The organism is Solibacillus sp. FSL K6-1554 (assembly GCF_038005185.1).
Taxonomy (GTDB): Bacteria; Bacillota; Bacilli; order Bacillales_A; family Planococcaceae; genus Solibacillus; species Solibacillus silvestris.
The window spans coordinates 2,181,309-2,199,317 of sequence record NZ_JBBOSS010000001.1; the positions used below are offsets into that span (position 1 = coordinate 2,181,309).

Below are 18,009 nucleotides of genomic sequence, written 5' to 3' on the forward strand. Positions count from 1 at the left end.
ACTGTTTCTTCATGTATCAACTGCTGACACCGGTATTGCGTTGACAGGTAAATCCTTTTGACCAAAAGCGTTTTTATCGCTTTGCAGATTATCTTAAAGCATTACTAGAACATCACGAGCGGATAGAAAAAGAATTCTCCTATATGTTTGAAAAAATAGTGTACTGTCTAATAAAAATTGAATAAGATAAAGGGATTAGTTATGAATGGTTTCCTGAACATAACCCTAATGTTTTTAAACGTGTAAGAGAAGAAATTTTAATCACTAAAATACATTTAGCAGAAAAACATAGCCCTACAAAATACTTTTTAATAGAAATAGGTATTGAACCTTTTTTAAATAAGATAAATTTTAAAATTAGTTCCAGAACTAAGTGTTTATAAAGTATACAAAATAAACCTAAATAACGTTTTCAAATTAAAGTTTTGGGTCAACAGAAAAATCGGTAAACGTTGTTGTAGCAACGTTAGGTTGTTGATTCGAGACCAGTCGGGACCATCATTTCAGTAAGCCATTAAACGCTGATATAACAACGTTTAATGGCTTTTTCTTTCTGAACACTTCTTGAAATAAACCTCGAATTATTATCCAATGCTTACTAATTGCTCACAAGTTTTTTTTCAGTGATTTATCAAAAATATTCGCTAAATCATTATCTTCATTAAACCCAAGATATCATAAGATCTTTGACTTTCTCTCACTCACTCTTATACCAAAATAGTATTGACCACTTTCAGAAATTATATTAATATTATAAAAATTTACAACTTGAAAGGAATTAAACAAAGCTTATTTCTATTCGTAAGCTACATATTCTTTCGGGGCTTTTTATTTTTAGAAAATTCACAATATATTTAATATTATATATTCGGAGGTATTAAGAAATGAATCAAACGACAAAACAATATATTGTTGAGCGGATGTATAAGGGGTCTCAAGGGCTTGCAAACGCAGTTCTTGTCACATTAGGTATTGGCCTTCTGATTGAGACGTTCGGAACTTTTACTGGTTGGGAAGGCTTTACAACTATCGGTAAGGCAGCACAACTTATGCTTGCGCCTGCAATCGGTGCTGGTATCGCTTATCAATTAGGTGGAAATACATTAGTGATTTTCAGTGCGATGGCATCTAGTACAATCGGTGCAAATGCCCTACATATGAATGCGGAAGGAGCCTGGATTCTTACTACAGGACAACCGATAAGTGCCGTGTTAGCTACCATTATTGCTGTTTGGGTTGGGAAACGAATTGCTGGTAGAACGAAGTTAGATATGCTTGCTATTCCATTTTCATCTATATTTATCGGAGGTGTCGCAGGTGTAGGATTAGCAGCAGTGACTACACCACTTTTGGAACAGTTAAGTAGATTTATCGCAAACTCTGTTTCAGGATCTCCTGTGATAGGGTCCATAGTTATCGCACTAGTCTGGAGTATTTTCCTAATGTCTCCGGCCTCTTCAGCAGCAATTGCCATTGCCTTACAACTTGACCCAGTTTCGAGTGCCGCTGCACTAATCGGATGTACGGCTCAGTTTGCCGGATTTACGGCGATGTCTTTTAAACAAAACGATTTAGGCGCCAATATTGCCCAATCATTTTTAACACCAAAAGTACAAGTGCCAAATCTCGTAAAAAACCCACTTCTTGTTATAGGGCCATTTCTATCTTCGGTCATTTGTGCGCCAATCGCAATACTAATGTTTCACTTTGAAGTCCCTTATGCATTAGCGGGACTTGGTCTAAACTCATTTATTGCACCTTTAAATATTCTTGCTAACCAAGGTGTGATTGTTCTAATGATGTATATTGTATTAGGTGTCATTTTACCAGCTGTCATTTCTCTTACTGTTTATCATTTACTAAAAGCTAGAGGACTAGCTAAGACTGGGGATTTACGTATGGAAATTCAATAATCTTTAAATTTTTGACACAGATCTTTATATTCTTTTTGTAACTGAACAATCTTCTTTTTTTTCACATTTCGTACATTAAAAGGGTATAAAGCCTTCTTGGATTAATACCCTTCGTTAGTGGAATTCAAAGATCACTTGCTTACTAAAATGCTCACAGAATTACTTTTTTAGCTTTTTTTATTTAATTCAGTTGATTTTATAATTGATGAAAACCTTGTTAATTAATGTTTCGCATACTTATTTAACTGAGCTGAACTAGCTTAATTTGGCCTTATGCTTTCGACAAGGTGAGGTTCTAAAATTCTTGACTTATCAAGACCATTATTATAATTGCTCGTGAACCTTGGTATATTAAGGTTTACGGGTTTTTTATTTTCATAAAATTTCCTACACTATGCCTGGATTTTTCCAAAAAGATCTCATTCAACAATATGGCCCTATAACGGAAAAAAGCAAATCTTCTTATTGAAGAATCGCGCCCTATTATGGAATATGTATAACTAATATTTCACCTGCATATTATCTTGTAGTATTTTCTCTGCAAGTTTAATGTTTTCTTTTAGAAATAAAGGTAGTTCCGTATGTGCAAGAATTTCTGATGTTGTCATCCAAATAACTTCATCCACTTCTTCAGTACTTTTAGCGTAAGGTTCTCCAGATTTATGATGACATAGGAAAACGATATCGATTACATTTATTCCTGATTCTGTAACGAAGGAGGAGCTATTTACATATTTAATGCCTGTAATTTCGCTACCTACTTCTTCAAAAACTTCTCGTTTTAATGTTCTTTCCAGAATATCAGACGAATCACCTTCAATTTCACACTTTCCTCCTACTAATGAGAGACCTCCACCAGCATGCTCCTCCTTTTCACTTCTGCGGATTAAAAGCCATTTCTCATTGCGACGAATTGCCCCTTCTACATTTACTACAAACATAAAATACCCCCTGAAATTTATTAGTTTAAAAAGAAAAGTTACGCGTCCATTAATTTGTTAAATTTTTTATCGTAATGACTTCGCTTTAAAAAATCTGAACGCCAATAATCATATAAATCTTTTCGACTTGCTTTTAGAAAAGTTTTTAATACTTTTTTTAAACGAGAGTTATAAGGGAATTGAACATCTTTACCTAAGCTGTAACCTTTATTAAAGTAAAATGCTGCAGATTCATAATCTTTGATTTCTTGATATAAATAGCCTATGAATATAAATCCACTAGCTAATTCTTCTACTTCGAAATCTTCGTCATTTAATTTACTCTTAAAAAACTCTACCGCTCTTAATTTTTTCTTCCTCGAAAACAAACCGTACAAAGAATTAGCTTGCTTTACAACATCAATATATTTTTTTGAAGGGTCTTTTAAATTATAATTGGATTTCATTTAATCACCTATATCCTTAAAATCTTCTTAAATTAACCTGTTGCTTTAGTTTAAGTGTATTTTCTCATTTAATAAGGACGTTATTCAACAATGTGGCCCTATACCGGAAAAAAGCGATCTTCTTTTGGAAGAATCGCGCCAGATTGTTGAATATTGTTTTTTGTGACCCTCGATATTTCAACAAGAATAATAGCTCAATAATGCTATAAAGCAACATTCTTGAGCTTTTCATCAGGAACCTTCCTTCTGGACAGAATTACATATATTCTCTCCCTAAGCCAACTTCCATGAACGCATCTTCATAGAATTTTGATTCCCATTCTCCACTTAATACCTTATCCGTGTACAAAGCCTTTCTCATTTCCTCAAAAATTGCTGGATCAATTGATGGAAATCTTGCTTCAAATCTTATTTTATTATCTAACTCCTTTAAAGCATACCCAATTGAACCATATATACCGGGAAATTCTTCAGCTATTTCATCTGCGTAATTTAGAAAATCTAGTATATATTCCTCAAAGCTGAAAATCGCATCTTTTTGATCATCATAAAATTCAAATACGAAACTGGAATCATCTATCCACTGCTGCAACATACCATAAAAAGCAAGAAGTGTTCCAGCCCGTATATCCTTTTCAGGATAATTGAAGTATTTATTAAATTTTACATTATAAGCTCTCCATGGCTGACTTGTTGAAAATCCAACCCATTCCATACTATTAAAAAGAATTTTAAGCTTCTCTCTAACCATACTTGTTGCTCCTTTATTTGTATAAAGCTAAATTATTGCTGAATAGTATCTGCTTCTATTAGCTAATCAGATTCTGAAGTAAAATAACTTAATAAACTATCAATTGAATGGATTTCTGCAAATGGTTTTATAGTTGTCCGATTCTTTTCCATTAATGGATTGTACCAAATACCCTTTATATTAGCACTTTGACATCCCCTAATATCCTTTTCTAAGTCATCTCCAACAAATAATACTTCTTCAGGATGCATATTAAGACTATTTAATGCTAATTCAAAAATTTGTTTATCTGGTTTGCTAAATCCCACTTCTTCTGAAATGATTACTGTTTCAAAATAACTATTTAGTTTAGTATTATTTATTTTAGCTCTCTGCCTCTGAGTTGTCCCATTTGTTATAATTGCTACTTTAGCTCGTTGCTTTATTATATTTACCATATTTATAGTGCTTTTATTTATTGAAAAACAATTCGGGAAATTATAATTCCAAAAATCTTGAATATCATTACTTGGCAGTCTATATTTTGGCGGGAATTCATTAAAAAAAGATACAAAGACTCTTGTTTTATTACTTTTACCATAGTCTCTTCGATCATACTCTTTGAATTTCAGTAACATTTGTTTTCTTTCAGAATTCTTCACATCAACATAACACTTTTCTAAAATGATAAGAAACATATTATCTATAGCATGATCCCTATTAAGAAGGGTATCATCTAAATCAAATACTACTGCTTTATAACCCATTGATAATCATTCCTTCCAAAATATAGAACCTTATGGTGTTATAAATGAATATCGTGTGGATATATTTTATTACTCAAATAAATCCTCAATTATATACTACTGTATATCATAACCATTATGTTATACTTTTCCATAAATGGAATGTGGTATCAGCCTGGTGGTAAATTAATAATGAGAGAAAATCTTAATTTATTTTATTAAATATAAGATAAACAAGTAGATTTCCTCTTCAACATACAACTACCTAGAAAAGAGGGAAAATAAAACATGTTAAATAAATTCAGTGATTATATATATTATATGCCTAATCAAGATGAAAACGACCGCCCTACTTTGGGACTGGTTAGTGGAGAACAATATAGCCTAATTGTAGATTGTGGTAACTCTACTCAACATGCAAAGGATTTTTTAAATGAAATTAAAAAGCTAAATGTACCCCCAATTAAATATGTGGTAATTACCCACGCACATTGGGATCATTTCCTGGGCATGAATGAATTTGATGCTACTATTATAGTGAATAGTCAAACAAACAAATTGCTAAATGTATGGCAAAGTTACAAATTTGATGACAGTTCACTCCAAACGTATAAACAGTCTAAATTAATGGGCGATAAATGCATCGAGATTATTCAGACAGAAATCCCAAATCGAAATCAATTTAAATTAAACGCTCCACACATCATCTTTGAAAAAACATTAACGCTCGATTTAGGGAATAAATTATGTGTACTTGAAAAAATAAACAGTACACATTCTGATGACGCTACAATCATTTATGTTCCTGATGAGAAAGTCATTTTTTTAGGGGATTGTGTATATGGTACAACGAAAAACTCTTTATTCCATTATAAAAAATCATTATTATTACCGATGATTGAAGATGTTCAAAAATATAATGCAGAAGCATTCCTCCTTGGCCATGAATCAATTTGTGATATGGAAGAAATGACGACTTTTTGGAGAGATTTAAGAGCAGCAAGTAAAGCAGTTAATTCTTCCTCATTAGAAGACGCCTTAGAATCTTTCAATCTAGAAAATAACAGAACTCCTAATGATGATGAGCTATTTTTTATAAAAGCATTTGTAAATGACTATATTATTCAATCACTTTAATTTGATAAAAAAATGAATCGCGTAACCAATGATCACTTTACGAAGTGACCATTGGTTATTTTTTTAAAGAGTTTGTTATTTTCTTGATAATAAAAATTAGCGCTAATCCTTATACAGAATAGCGCCCATTTGTGAAATAAGTATCAGCTATTATTAGCTAGTTTAATGAAACAACAACCTTAACCTTTTACCAGTCTGGTCCATCATTAGAATCACTCACTTTAAGAGTAAATACATTGTGATTTAATTTGGTGTTTTCCACTAATTCATAGAAGATTTTCTTTGTCGGTTTTCCAACGTGATTTTTCTAAGTTCAATCATATTACTTTCCTCCCTGACTTTTAAGTGACTGGATTCTCCAAGCGTCGTTTGCTAATTCAGAGGTGATTTAACGATATGGCCTGTTTACTGAAAAGGAAAAATTGCTTTTCAATACTTGCACCTGATTATTAAATTCCGCGCTTCATAAGCCTTAATCTACTTTAATGCCAAATGCTATCCATCTTCTATCTATATCCTCAATTACAAATTCTTTATTGTTGTAATCGGTATTATTTAATAAACGAATTATTTTCACATTAGAATTAATAAGCTTTTTTTGAAGATTCTCTTGATTTTTTGTAATAAAGTAAGCATCGTACCCTTAGCCATATAAATCCCTATTGGGAATTACTTTTTGTCCGTTAGTCTTAGTTACTGTTGTATCACGATACAAACATATATGGGGTTCGGTTGCGTCCAAATATCGTACAGCCTTAAATCCCATTTTTTGTTCATAAAATTCAGCAGTTTATAATATATCCGATGTCGGAAATATACAGTGTGATTCTAATAAAAGATTTTTCATTTTGCTTACTCCTTTAATATTTCTGGTCACTATCGGTTTTCTTTACTGCCGTTTAATAATCCTTCTTTGCAAACCTGTGACACTATAAATTAGTTATTCAACAATATGGCCCTATAACGGAAAAACGTGATCTTCTCTTTGAAGAATCGCTCCCGATTTGTTGAATAAGGGATCGTCATATTCGTGTGGTTGTCTACCCAAATACGGTTTTGAGAACGGGACTAGTTTATAATTAATGTTATAATTAGAATTGAAGGTTTAAGAATATAGAAAGAAGGTACGGGTAAATGGACGAGAAGAAATCGATAAGTAAAACGACGGTAGCTTATTACGCTTTTTCAGTTCTAGCATTAATTTTATTGTTAATTAACAAATTATAGTATCTGTATGAATAATTAATTATTCAGTCCATTTTTAAATTTTCAAGTATACACGAGTAATTCAAAAAACGTTTCCATATATAGATAACTATGAAAAATAAGCTTAATATGATGCACTTCGTCAATTCGATCGTATGTAATGATAGAGGTATTTGAACACCATCAGTAAAATAAAATACATTCATTAGACCATGGAAAAAAGTTGCTGGAATGATAGAACCACTCCACTCTCTTAGATAGGATAGTAAATAAGAAGTGAAAAAAAGAATAACTAGGTAACTTATTATGCCGATTATAAGATTTGTATAACCTTTATATAAAAGGGCAATTGGAAAATGCCAAAGACTCCATATTAAGGCGATAATAAAGGCTGTTTTATGGAATGAATAGATTTTTCTCAATCTGTTATGATAATAGCCACGCCATATTATTTCTTCGATTAGTGCTGAAATCGTTGTGATAGTAAGTCCTAGTACTAATAAAATTAATAATTCTTTATGCTCTGCAAATAAAAATGTCCCTTGATTAGTTAAAAAGAAATATGTATGAACAAACAAACCTAATACGATAGGTAAAGCAATTGAGAGAAGTAGTGGAGCAATTTTAGGTTTTTTAATTGCAAATTGCTGCATTTCAATTTTTTTGCAAATAACAATTTGTTGTATCAAAAATATTAGTAACGGTATGATCATTAATAATCCTAAGTAAGCTCTAGGTTCCACTGTACGTGCTATAAAAAAATGGTACATCGATGTAATAATAAATATCCATATAGTTAGCCATTTCAGGTCTTTGAATTTCAAGAGAATACCTCACTTCATTTATTTCTTATTATATATTACTTCGATATAAAAAATTCCTTTAATAAATAACCTCACCCCGCTTTTGGTTACATTACATTAAAGGCTTTTTAATCCACAATATGGCCCTATAACGAAAAAACGCGATCTTCTCATTGAAGAATCGCGCCCGATCGTATTATTAGGTCAGCCAGAAAATATTTCTGGTTGACCATTTTTTATATCGATATATGATAACGGTAGCCGAGGTAAAACGTTCGCGCCCGTGGGGCTAAGACCTCGTCCGCAAAACAGTTCACCCCCTACTTGTAGAAACATGTTTGAGGCTGGTTGGGACAGTGATCTTAATAAACAGTAATTATTTTTCATGCAATAGATCACTTTGTGATCTAGATGAATACCACCCTTGCTGGATAACATCAACTTTATTACGAGCGAAATATTTATATTCTACTTGTGGTTCAGTATCAAATATTACACCTATATAATATGGATTCAAAGATTCATAGCCATCCTCACGATGAGGGACTATCTGATATTTCCACGCGATCTTCTTATTGAAGAAGGTGCTGCACCCGATTGTTGAAGAATTATATTCTCCAAAGATACCCATAAACACAATTTACTCTTTATTAATTAAATTTAATTCCTCATAGTCCTTCACTTGTAAAGAAAGTGCTTGCTGTTCATTTCTCACACTATAAGGGAAGACAAGACTTATTTCAGTTTTTTGTTCAAACTCTTTAAAACTATTGCCTGATGCATAAAACGCCTCGCCCTTTTCATTAATTAATGCTGTATCGTGAGCGATCGTTTCACCTACATTTGTTTCATTAATTGTAAAAGTAATATGCATTGAGCCATTTGTGACGATTGCTTCATTTAATGTAAGCCCAGGAACGGTATTATTTGCAATGTACTGTTGTTTCACGATTGTTGGAGATGTTAAATCAAATTCCCAATGTCCATTTATAGATTTCATTCCTCTTTTATCTGAAGAAATATGAATAGTTTCTATCACTAATCGTGCCCCTTCTAAAGAAGGTACTTCTCGCTGATTTGCAGTTGCAATCATTTCAACTGATGCACGGTTATCACTGACATCAGTTAGTTTAAAATCCATTCCACTGAAAACCTGTTTCCCTGTATAAGGTTTTGTATCTGAAATGAGGGCACTAATTTCATTACCTTGTGCATCAAATAGTCGATATGCAAACTCGATTTTATTTAAATCATCTGCCGAAATATCCTTAGAATCCATTGTAAACTGTAAACCAAAACGGTAAGCATCAACAAATAGATTTTCTAATGTCATCGTAATGTTTTCATTTTGTTGCACTTGTGCAAGATTTTGTACATCCCCATTCATCGCTGCAATTTCTATTCCAGAATCACTTAACCCTAGAAAAGCTTGTAACTTCGCGAATGCAGTATCATTTGTCAGTAACACAGTTGTACTCAAAGCGATCGCTGCAGCTACTGCTGATACAGGCTTTAGCCAAGATTTCTTTGTCTTTTTCTTTGATTGCTGGCGAATTTGTGCATAGGATTGGTCAAAAGCCGAACGAATTGCTGCTGGTAATTGTTGTTCCTTATTCATATCTTCACGTACTAAATCATCTATATTTTGCTTCATACTAAATTAGCTCCTTCCAAATAATACGTATTTTTTAATTGCTTTTTCGCTCTAGAAATTCGCGATTTGATTGTGCCTTCAGATTCATGTAGAAATTCACTAATTTCCTTCGTTGTAAAGCCGTTTACATAATAAAGTGTGAGGGCGATACGGTGGTTGTCATCTAGGCTGCCTAGTGCCTCATCTAGCTCTACTGATAAAAAATCTTGATGTGACAAATTGTTGAGAACTGTTTCATCCATTGCAGCTAAAGGCTTGTTCTTTTTCATAAAGCGGTAGCAATTGTTCAATAAAATTCTACATATCCAAGTATTAAAATACTGTCCCTTTTTCAAAGTTGTGATTTTTTCAAAAGCTATCATAATTGTATCTTGCAGTAAATCCGCAATATCCTCGTCTTTTAAACCGAGTCGTTTAGCAGTACGATATAAAATCAGCTCATACTGCTGAATTAACTGTATAAATGCTTCCCCATCTCCTTTTTGTGCTTTTTTCACTAAAATGTCATTTTCCATTGGTAGCACCTCTCTTTTCCTTACATACCGTTAGAGCATTTGAAAGGATATTTAGTTGCATAAAGTTTAATATTTTAATTATTTCATTTTCTAATCTCGAAAAAGATGTTTTTAAGACAGTATTTATTTAGTAATTTTTTCTGTATTTATAGATAAATGTTTTTCTTCCAAAACTTGTCCCTTAATTGAAGAAGGACGCATCCTTTTTAATTTAAAGGATTGCGCCCGATTGTTGAATATAAAATAAGAGTATTGTCGAAAATTATTTTTAGTGTGATATATGTTTGTACTCTAATATTTCAAGTTTAAACTCATGTTTACATATTTGCTTATTTATTTTCTCACTATCACAGGACGGGGATATTCTTACCTTAACCAAATCTTCTTTACCATTTCCGTTAAGTTGTTCTGAAGGAATATCAATTCTTACAGTAACATCATAAGAATGATTATTATTGTAAGTAATATCAACAATTCCTCTTCTATTCCAAATAAGGCCGTTCTACCATACATACAAAGAAGTTCCCAAATACGATTTTGGGAACGGGAATGGACTGTAATTAATGTTACCAAACGACTCTTTGGAAAGGTTATACTTTAACTGATGAAGTAGCTTAATTAAACTAGAATAACGCTAAAGGGTAGATGATTTTTAACATGGAGGGACATTTATGGTTGGAATCATGAAGATGGTAGTCAGAAATTTATTGTATCTTCATTAGAAGAGTTTATTAAAGGATGGTATAGTGGGGGAATTTCTATCTAAATAAACCCTAATGGATGCTTTAGTGTAACAAAATCATTTCCAAAAATCGCTTTGGCTGTATTTTCATTATTCTAAAGTCGTTCATGATTGTGGAGAAAAATAAGTAAACGGAGGAAAAAATGAGTACACTCGTATATTTAACAAGACACGGAGAAACCGTGTGGAATACAAAAAAACTCATGCAAGGCTGGAAGGACTCATCTTTAACAGATAAGGGGATAAAACAGGCAAAACAATTAGCTCAAAGACTGTCTGAAGTACCATTTGACGCTATTTATTCAAGTACGAGTGATAGGGCTGTGAAAACTGCTGAAATAATTAAAGGGAAAAGACCTGTGCAAGTAATTCAAACTGATACTTTAAGAGAACTTTCTTTTGGAAATTGGGAAGGAAAAACATTTGATGAAAACGAAAGGGAAAGCCCGAAAGAATGGAGTGCTTTTTGGGAAACTCCTCATATTTTTTCAAGCAATACTGTAGAATGCTTTAGTAAAGTGCAAGAAAGAATGGTTAAAACAATAAACTACATAGTTAAACAACATCCTAACGAAACTGTTTGTGTAGTTTCTCATTCTATTGCCCTTAAATTACTGTTAGACTTCTTTGAAAACAATACGCTTGAAAATTTATGGTCTTCTTCACCTATTCCTCCAACAAGTTTAACTTTGCTTAAAATAGACAGTGTAACAAATGAGATTATATTTAAATGTGATACTTCGCACTATAATGCATAAAGACTTTTTTCACCAAACAGGCGCTATTATTAAAGGGTTTGTTCCTAAATGAAAGTTGGGGGCATAAGAAAAATCGGTAAACGTTGTTGTAGCAGCGTTTACCGATTTTTTATTATGGAAACGAACCCCCGCCTGCTATGCGCGGGTTCTAAAGAACTTTTAGCTATGAATCAAATCAAGGCTCAGACACTGCGCTTTTCATTATTCATTTTCGTATAGCAAAAATCGGTTCTAGTTCAAGTCAGGAACAAAATACCTCTTCCTGCTTTTTGGATAGCTCAATTTCAAACCCTAAATCCTCTAACATACGATAATCTCTATTTGCTTCTTGCCCTTCTGTCGTTAAATAGTCGCCAACAAAAATACTGTTGGCTGCATACATGCCCAGTGGTTGAAGTGATCCAAGATTCACCTCACGACCACCTGAAATACGAATTTCCTTCGTAGGATTCATATAGCGAAATAGCGCTAATACTTTTAGGCAATAGCGAGGATTTAACTCCTTCGTACCTTCTAACTTTGTACCATCAATTGCATTCAGGAAATTGACCGGAATGGAATCTGCATCTAATTTGTTTAGCGCTCTTGCAATATCCACTACATCCTCTTTTGTTTCCTTCATACCAATAATCGCTCCAGAGCAAGGTGAAATACCATGCTTTTTAGCAATTTCCACAGTATTTACACGATCTTCATACGTATGTGATGTTGTGATGTACGAATGGTGGCGCTCGGATGTATTTAAATTATGATTATAACGGTCGACACCGGCCTCTTTTAATTGCTGCGCCTGCTCTTCCTTTAATATTCCTAAACATGCACATACCTTTAAACCATATTTATCTTTTATTTCTGCCACCGCTTCACTTACAGTATTCACATCTTTCCGTGTTGGGCCACGTCCACTTGCTACGATACAATATGTACCAATCTTGTTTTCAAATGCACGCTTTGCCCCTTCTAGAATCTCATCCTTTGTAATAAAAGGATATTTTTCAATCGGAGCCGTTGATTTTGAAGACTGTGAGCAATATCCACAATCCTCAGGACAATAGCCACTCTTCGCATTCATAATCATATTCAGCTTTACTTTTTTACCGTAATAATGCTTGCGGATAGCGAAAGCCCCATCCATCAATTTTAATAGCTCATCATCCTCACTATTTAAAATTGCTAGTGCCTCTTCATTATTAAGTACTTTACCTCCAATAACCTCTTGCGCCAATTGTAACCAATTCATTAAATATGCTCCTTTTCTACTCTGACAATTTTTAATGTTCGTGCAGTTTGGAATACCGGGTACAGTCGCTGTGCTAATAAAGCAGCAAGTAGTGATAAGCAAAAATCCGCTACAATACTATTTAAGAAACCTATTACCAAAATATGTGACCAGCTGGCTTTTACATCTAGCCAAAAATTTAATGACACATACAAGTACGGTACAGCAACTGCATAAATCAGAAATAATCCCACAATATTTGCGCCGATAAAATGTTTTTTTGTCGGTGCTTCTACCTTTGCTAATATCCACCCAACAACGTACGCGGCCATTGCAAAGCCAATTAAAAAACCAAATGTGGGCTGCAAAACATATGTAATTCCACCCCCCTGCGTAAACACAGGTAATCCTACCAAACCAATACCAATATAGACGGACTGACTAAGTAGTCCATTTCGACTTCCTAACAAGCTCCCCGCCAAAAGAACAAAAACAATTTGCAATGTAAAGGGTACAACGGGGAGTGGTACTTTAATAAATGCACCAATTGCGGTTAAAGCGGCAAACATTGCAATCATGACAAGTGAAAGAGTCGATTTGCGTTGTTGCATCACTTATCCCTCCCATTCCTTAAAAAATTGTTCAATTGTTTCTTTTGTAGTTGTTATCATGAATTCCATTTCTTCGTCTGATATAATGTACGGCGGCATAAAATACAGGATATTCCCAAGTGGGCGAATAAGCAGGCCTTTTGCTAAGGCTCTTTTATATATTTGGTAACCTATCCTCTCTTCACCTGGTAATGGCTCCTTAGTATCTCGATTCTTTACAAGCTCGATTGCCCCTACTAATCCGGTCTGGCGATATTCACCAACAGAATGCAACGCAGAAAATGCCTCTAAAGCAAGTTTCCTCATTCTCTCCCCCTTAGAGCGAATAATAGCAAGATAGTTTTCCTCTTCGAAAATCGCCAATACTTCCAGCGCTACACGACAAGCTAGTGTGTTTCCGGTATAGCTATGAGAATGTAAAAAGGCCTTCATCGTTCCATAATCATCGTAAAAAGCCTCGTATACTTTATCTGTCGTCAAAACAGCTGAAAGAGGTAAATACCCTCCTGTTAAGCCCTTAGATAAGCACATAAAGTCAGGGGAAATATCCGCTTGTTCACATGCAAATAATGTTCCAGTACGACCAAAGCCAACCGCTATCTCATCTGCGATTAAATGCACATCGTACACTGTACATAATTCGCGAAGACGCTTTAAGTAACCGGGCGGATACATTTTCATTCCAGCCGCTGCCTGAATAAGCGGCTCAATAATAACAGCTGCAATCTCGTTATGATGATTGACTAATTGTTCTTCCACATAACGGATACATTGTACCTGGCAGCTTTCCGGCCGAACGTTAAACGGACAACGGAAACAGTCAGGTCCTTGCGCACGGACAGTATCGAGTAATAACGGCTGATATACCTCGTTATAAAGATCTACGCCTCCAACAGATAACGCTCCTAATGTCTCACCATGATAAGCATCTGTTAAGGCCAGGAATCTCGTTTTAGACTTTTTACCGCTTTGCATATGATATTGAAAGCTCATTTTCAAGGCGACTTCAATAGCAGAGGAACCATTATCTGCAAAAAAAACTTTATTTAAGTTCACTGGTGTTAACTCAACCAATTTTTCTGCTAATTTAACAGCTGGCTCATGCGTGAAATTTGCAAATATAGTATGCTCCAATGTAAATGCCTGCTCACTTAATGCTTTGCTAATACGTGGATTAGCATGACCAAATAAATTCACCCACCAGGAAGATACGGCATCTAAATACCGGTTATCCCGTTCATCGTACAGCCAAACACCTTCCCCTCTTTTGATCACTATAGGTGGGAACTGCTCATAATCCTTCATTTGTGAGCAAGGATGCCAAACATGCTGTAAATCTTTAGCCTGTAATTCAGAGATCTGTCTTGTCATGTTGATATAGCCTTTCGAATAATGATGTTTTTTTGAGTGAATAACGGACAACTTGCTCTATATCGTTAAGTTGTGGAACAACAGCATAAGGTAATAGGCAATGCTGAAGAATTTTCTCCATATTATTCTTCTCTAATTCGCTTCCGGTATCTCCGTTAAAAACGATACCAAGTACTTCTATTCCCCGTGAAGCTAATGCCCCCATTGTCAACAATGTGTGATTTATTGTTCCTAGCTTTGTACGTGTGACGATAACAACAGGCAATTGGCTTTGAGAGATCACGTCGAGTAAGGTTATCTGCCTATCGGTATCCAGGGGAACGTAAATCCCACCTGCCCCTTCACAAATAACAGCATCATATTTTTGCTGCAGTTTTTTTATGTGGTGCAATAACCGTTTCGTATCAATTTTCTGCCCCTCCAGCATTGCAGCGAAATGTGGTGATGCAGGCTCTTTAAATGAGTAATCATTTAAATCTGCTCGTGTAAGTTTCTGCAGAGAATACTTTTCGTACATTGTGGTGTCGAAATAATAGGCTTCCTCCTGATCGCTTATTTCTCCCGTTTGCACAGGCTTGTAGGGCGTGACTCGAAGTCCTTGTTCCTGTAATTGCCGCATCAATAAAGTGGTTATACATGTCTTTCCTACATCGGTATCTGTACCGACAATCCAAAAATTTAGCAGCATTAATACCTCCTTTTTACGTTAACCAAATATAAAATTAGGTTAACACATAAAATCTATCTTTGTAAATAAATTTTGAAAATTCAACATAAATGAGAGGTTTCTATACGGATCCACTAGATTTTGAGATTCTATAAACATTTCTGGATTACAACACTCATTCGAATGAGATAGTAGCGGGGTAACTTCATATTATTAATGCAAAAACTTCAGTCTATAATATTATTAACAATAAAGAGGTAAGCCCGAATTATAAATTCGGACTTACCTCTTTATTGTATTTCACTATCCTATTCATCTATTTGAATCTTATCCCAGCCCAATTTATCAATACTCTTTTGTACTTTCTGAATGTTCTCAATCACAATATAGAATTGATTTAATAGTTGCTAACTCCCTCTAAAATATCCCTTGATCCATTATTCTTTATTGGTCAGCTCCGATTCTTCAAATATCGTGGCCATTCCTCCACCGATGAATCAAGCCTTATCCGCTTTTACCTTGCACTATTATTCCAATAAAGAAAAAACCAGGTACGCAACAGCACCTGGTCAAGCCTTCAATATAAGAATGGTTTGGTCATCATGAATATCCGATGGCCTCAGTTCGTTTACCCTCTCTAACACTTGCTTGGCGAGCAATTCCCCTGGCAGCGAAAGGTCGGCTTTCATTACTGCTCTATGCAGCAAGTCGATCCCATCGGATGCATCGTCTTCCTTGCACTCGGTCACCCCGTCTGTATAAAGGATAATGAGGTCATTTGGCTCAAGCTCCACACTGTGTGTCGTGTAGATGCTGTCCGCCATAATGCCAAGCGCAGGGTTTCTCGTGTGCAAGTTAATAAATTCATCGATGCCAGCCTTGTACCATATAATCGGCTCATGCCCACCGGTCGAATAGGAAAAAAGCCGGGATGACTTATTGTAGTTCGCCATCGTCAATGTGACAAAGGAATAGTCGCTCGTATAGTCATGTACAAAGCTGTTCATACTGGTCAGCACATCATGCGGCTCCTCATAGCGGCTATTGAAATCCTCCAGCGCATAGACCATCATCGATTTTTGTATAGCTGCCGGAACACCTTTACCTGAAATATCGGCAATAGCCATCATCAGCAAATCTCCCTGCGGCACGATGCTGTAAAAATCGCCATTCAGTGCTCGATAAGGAACGCTCACCGCACCAACATCTTCGAACAACTTCCATTTACGTTGCTGCATACTGAGCGATTCCTGGAGTTTAACGGCCAGCTGCAGCTCCAGATCTATTTCCTTTTTCTCCCGCTGCAATTCATCAAAAGCCAATTCCCGAGAAAGATCGTAAAAAGTGATGACCGTCCCCCTCTGCTCTCCATTTTCAAGCATCGGCTCCGTTTTCATCGATACAGGGAATACATGTCCATCCCTATGCTTGAAAAATTGGTCCTTTGAGATGCGCGACTTTCCGTCATAGGACGTTTGCCATGCGAGGCAAGCCGTTTTTGATAAGCAGTGGCCGTCGGAGGTACAGTGAATGAGATCATGCAAATCCAAGCCCATAATTTCCTCCGGCCTGTAGCCCAGCATCTTTATAGCAGAGTCGTTGATGAATGTCATCTTGCCTTCCTTGTCGATTCCATAGATTCCCTCAGCCACCGAATTCAGTAAAAGTTTATGCCTTGCACTCAAATTATGCAGATCTGTATAAGGTTTTTCAATTTTACGGTGATATATATGCTTCAGCAAATAGTAATAACCCAGTACTTTAAAAACATGCCCAGCCATATTCCGATATTCCGTTATAGCCTCGTAGGAAGTAAAAAGCCATGAAGACAGGATCAAGTAAAACGAAGCAAAGGAAAAGTCCCTGAAATTCATGTCAAATTTGCTCGACATCACTTTAATCAGCACCGCAGCATGAATAATCATCGTTACATATTCAAAGCCGTTCTTCAATGACGTTGGACCCCTTTCCCCGATAAGAAGCGGCAGGTCCGCATAATATTTAAAAATGAAGAAGGCTACAGACGCTGCATACAATAATGCAAGCAGATAAACGTAATTTCGAACAAATAGCTTCACTCTGCTTTTTAATGGAAAAAGTACGACAACCAAGAAAATGATGCTCTCAGTCAAGCGTGCAGCAATCCAGAACCAAGCAGACACCAACGAATTGCTGTCAATTATAAAATACGGCATCCCTTCAAAAGTGACCGTATGCAGTGCATCCAGCACCGCCACCGCCACAAACATCGCCGAAAACATCAGCCAGTTTGCCGACATCGTTTCCCTAAAGGAAATCCAGCCATGAAGCGCAATGGCGAGCGCCACAAAAATGCTAGCCACCTCAAGAATGCTGTGAATCGCTACATGGTTGGCGCGAATTGGCTCATAGAGCGTCGTAAAAAAATCGACCTGCAGATTCAGAGCGGTAAAAAAGAAGACAGAAATTAGCACAAGTAATCTTGTAGACAGTGTCAAACTTTGAAAAAAGGCAATCATAGTTGTCCTCCATTTTTTTGGGAAAGCGATTCATTATAATTTCTAGACCGGC

At 35.4% G+C, this 18,009-nt stretch carries 15 protein-coding genes; 3 read left to right on the forward strand and 12 right to left on the reverse strand.

Features of this window, described 5'->3' with window-relative positions:
* The first annotated feature begins 884 nt into the window (after window positions 1-884).
* Window positions 885-1,913 carry a PTS transporter subunit IIC gene (locus tag MHB58_RS10720; protein WP_340735173.1) on the forward strand — a complete coding sequence of 343 codons (1,029 nt, stop codon included), beginning with the start codon at window positions 885-887 and terminating at the stop codon, window positions 1,911-1,913.
* A 500-nt stretch (window positions 1,914-2,413) separates the two neighbouring features.
* On the opposite strand, the gene MHB58_RS10725 is transcribed toward MHB58_RS10720, so the two are convergent.
* The 4 genes from MHB58_RS10725 to MHB58_RS10740 form a co-directional block, all read right to left on the reverse strand.
* Window positions 2,414-2,854 carry an NUDIX hydrolase gene (locus MHB58_RS10725; RefSeq protein ID WP_340735174.1) on the reverse strand — a complete coding sequence of 147 codons (441 nt, stop codon included), beginning with the start codon at window positions 2,852-2,854 and terminating at the stop codon, window positions 2,414-2,416.
* 38 nt (window positions 2,855-2,892) lie between these two features.
* On the reverse strand, window positions 2,893-3,300 hold the full coding sequence (locus MHB58_RS10730; RefSeq protein ID WP_340735175.1) for a hypothetical protein: 408 nt from the start codon (window positions 3,298-3,300) through the stop codon (window positions 2,893-2,895).
* 256 nt (window positions 3,301-3,556) lie between these two features.
* Window positions 3,557-4,051: a hypothetical protein gene (locus tag MHB58_RS10735; protein ID WP_340735176.1), complete on the reverse strand. Its 495-nt coding sequence runs from the start codon at window positions 4,049-4,051 to the stop codon at window positions 3,557-3,559.
* A gap of 62 nt (window positions 4,052-4,113) precedes the next feature.
* Window positions 4,114-4,797 (reverse strand): HAD family hydrolase, encoded by a 684-nt coding sequence (locus MHB58_RS10740; RefSeq protein WP_340735177.1) that lies wholly within the window; start codon window positions 4,795-4,797, stop codon window positions 4,114-4,116.
* Window positions 4,798-5,064: 267 nt separating this feature from the next.
* Here MHB58_RS10740 and MHB58_RS10745 point away from each other — a divergent pair, with 267 nt between their 5' ends.
* Window positions 5,065-5,913, forward strand: coding sequence for an MBL fold metallo-hydrolase (locus MHB58_RS10745; protein WP_014823659.1), 849 nt, complete (start codon window positions 5,065-5,067; stop codon window positions 5,911-5,913).
* A gap of 1,250 nt (window positions 5,914-7,163) precedes the next feature.
* On the opposite strand, the gene MHB58_RS10750 is transcribed toward MHB58_RS10745, so the two are convergent.
* The 3 genes from MHB58_RS10750 to MHB58_RS10760 form a co-directional block, all read right to left on the reverse strand.
* Window positions 7,164-7,943, reverse strand: coding sequence for a CPBP family intramembrane glutamic endopeptidase (locus MHB58_RS10750; RefSeq protein WP_340735178.1), 780 nt, complete (start codon window positions 7,941-7,943; stop codon window positions 7,164-7,166).
* Between the two features lie 619 nt (window positions 7,944-8,562).
* On the reverse strand, window positions 8,563-9,576 hold the full coding sequence (locus tag MHB58_RS10755; RefSeq protein WP_340735179.1) for a DUF4179 domain-containing protein: 1,014 nt from the start codon (window positions 9,574-9,576) through the stop codon (window positions 8,563-8,565).
* Entirely contained in the window at window positions 9,573-10,091 is a 519-nt protein-coding gene (locus tag MHB58_RS10760; RefSeq protein WP_014823652.1) for an RNA polymerase sigma factor, read from the reverse strand. The genes MHB58_RS10755 and MHB58_RS10760 overlap by 4 nt, the downstream gene beginning before the upstream one ends.
* Before the next feature lie 885 nt (window positions 10,092-10,976).
* On the opposite strand from MHB58_RS10760, the gene MHB58_RS10765 reads away from it, so the two are divergent.
* Window positions 10,977-11,591, forward strand: coding sequence for a histidine phosphatase family protein (locus MHB58_RS10765; RefSeq protein ID WP_014823650.1), 615 nt, complete (start codon window positions 10,977-10,979; stop codon window positions 11,589-11,591).
* Between the two features lie 241 nt (window positions 11,592-11,832).
* Here MHB58_RS10765 and bioB read toward each other — a convergent pair whose 3' ends face one another.
* The 5 genes from bioB to MHB58_RS10790 all read right to left on the reverse strand — a co-directional run bounded on the left by bioB (window position 11,833) and on the right by MHB58_RS10790 (window position 17,957).
* Window positions 11,833-12,831 carry a biotin synthase BioB gene (gene bioB, locus MHB58_RS10770; RefSeq protein ID WP_340735180.1) on the reverse strand — a complete coding sequence of 333 codons (999 nt, stop codon included), beginning with the start codon at window positions 12,829-12,831 and terminating at the stop codon, window positions 11,833-11,835.
* On the reverse strand, window positions 12,831-13,421 hold the full coding sequence (locus MHB58_RS10775) for a biotin transporter BioY (protein WP_340735181.1): 591 nt from the start codon (window positions 13,419-13,421) through the stop codon (window positions 12,831-12,833). Before MHB58_RS10775 ends, bioB begins: the two co-directional genes overlap by 1 nt.
* 3 nt (window positions 13,422-13,424) lie before the next feature.
* Window positions 13,425-14,792, reverse strand: coding sequence for an adenosylmethionine--8-amino-7-oxononanoate transaminase (bioA, locus tag MHB58_RS10780; RefSeq protein WP_340735182.1), 1,368 nt, complete (start codon window positions 14,790-14,792; stop codon window positions 13,425-13,427).
* The gene (gene bioD / locus MHB58_RS10785; RefSeq protein WP_445683149.1) at window positions 14,773-15,480 is read right to left on the reverse strand and encodes a dethiobiotin synthase; all 708 of its coding nucleotides are present in this window, start codon (window positions 15,478-15,480) and stop codon (window positions 14,773-14,775) included. The genes bioA and bioD overlap by 20 nt, the downstream gene beginning before the upstream one ends.
* A gap of 548 nt (window positions 15,481-16,028) precedes the next feature.
* Entirely contained in the window at window positions 16,029-17,957 is a 1,929-nt protein-coding gene (locus tag MHB58_RS10790; protein WP_340735183.1) for an MASE3 domain-containing protein, read from the reverse strand.
* Between the last annotated feature and the right edge of the window lie 52 nt (window positions 17,958-18,009).

What these genes read in the sequence shown, in the direction of transcription:
- MHB58_RS10720 (WP_340735173.1), top strand. Translation starts at nt 885, where the DNA reads ATGAATCAAACGACAAAACAATATATTGTTGAGCGGATGTATAAGGGG.
- MHB58_RS10725 (WP_340735174.1), bottom strand. Translation starts at nt 2,854, where the DNA reads ATGTTTGTAGTAAATGTAGAAGGGGCAATTCGTCGCAATGAGAAATGG.
- MHB58_RS10730 (WP_340735175.1), bottom strand. Translation starts at nt 3,300, where the DNA reads ATGAAATCCAATTATAATTTAAAAGACCCTTCAAAAAAATATATTGAT.
- MHB58_RS10735 (WP_340735176.1), bottom strand. Translation starts at nt 4,051, where the DNA reads ATGGTTAGAGAGAAGCTTAAAATTCTTTTTAATAGTATGGAATGGGTT.
- MHB58_RS10740 (WP_340735177.1), bottom strand. Translation starts at nt 4,797, where the DNA reads ATGGGTTATAAAGCAGTAGTATTTGATTTAGATGATACCCTTCTTAAT.
- MHB58_RS10745 (WP_014823659.1), top strand. Translation starts at nt 5,065, where the DNA reads ATGTTAAATAAATTCAGTGATTATATATATTATATGCCTAATCAAGAT.
- MHB58_RS10755 (WP_340735179.1), bottom strand. Translation starts at nt 9,576, where the DNA reads ATGAAGCAAAATATAGATGATTTAGTACGTGAAGATATGAATAAGGAA.
- MHB58_RS10760 (WP_014823652.1), bottom strand. Translation starts at nt 10,091, where the DNA reads ATGGAAAATGACATTTTAGTGAAAAAAGCACAAAAAGGAGATGGGGAA.
- MHB58_RS10765 (WP_014823650.1), top strand. Translation starts at nt 10,977, where the DNA reads ATGAGTACACTCGTATATTTAACAAGACACGGAGAAACCGTGTGGAAT.
- bioB (WP_340735180.1), bottom strand. Translation starts at nt 12,831, where the DNA reads ATGAATTGGTTACAATTGGCGCAAGAGGTTATTGGAGGTAAAGTACTT.
- MHB58_RS10775 (WP_340735181.1), bottom strand. Translation starts at nt 13,421, where the DNA reads ATGCAACAACGCAAATCGACTCTTTCACTTGTCATGATTGCAATGTTT.
- bioA (WP_340735182.1), bottom strand. Translation starts at nt 14,792, where the DNA reads ATGACAAGACAGATCTCTGAATTACAGGCTAAAGATTTACAGCATGTT.
- bioD (WP_445683149.1), bottom strand. Translation starts at nt 15,480, where the DNA reads ATGCTGCTAAATTTTTGGATTGTCGGTACAGATACCGATGTAGGAAAG.
- MHB58_RS10790 (WP_340735183.1), bottom strand. Translation starts at nt 17,957, where the DNA reads ATGATTGCCTTTTTTCAAAGTTTGACACTGTCTACAAGATTACTTGTG.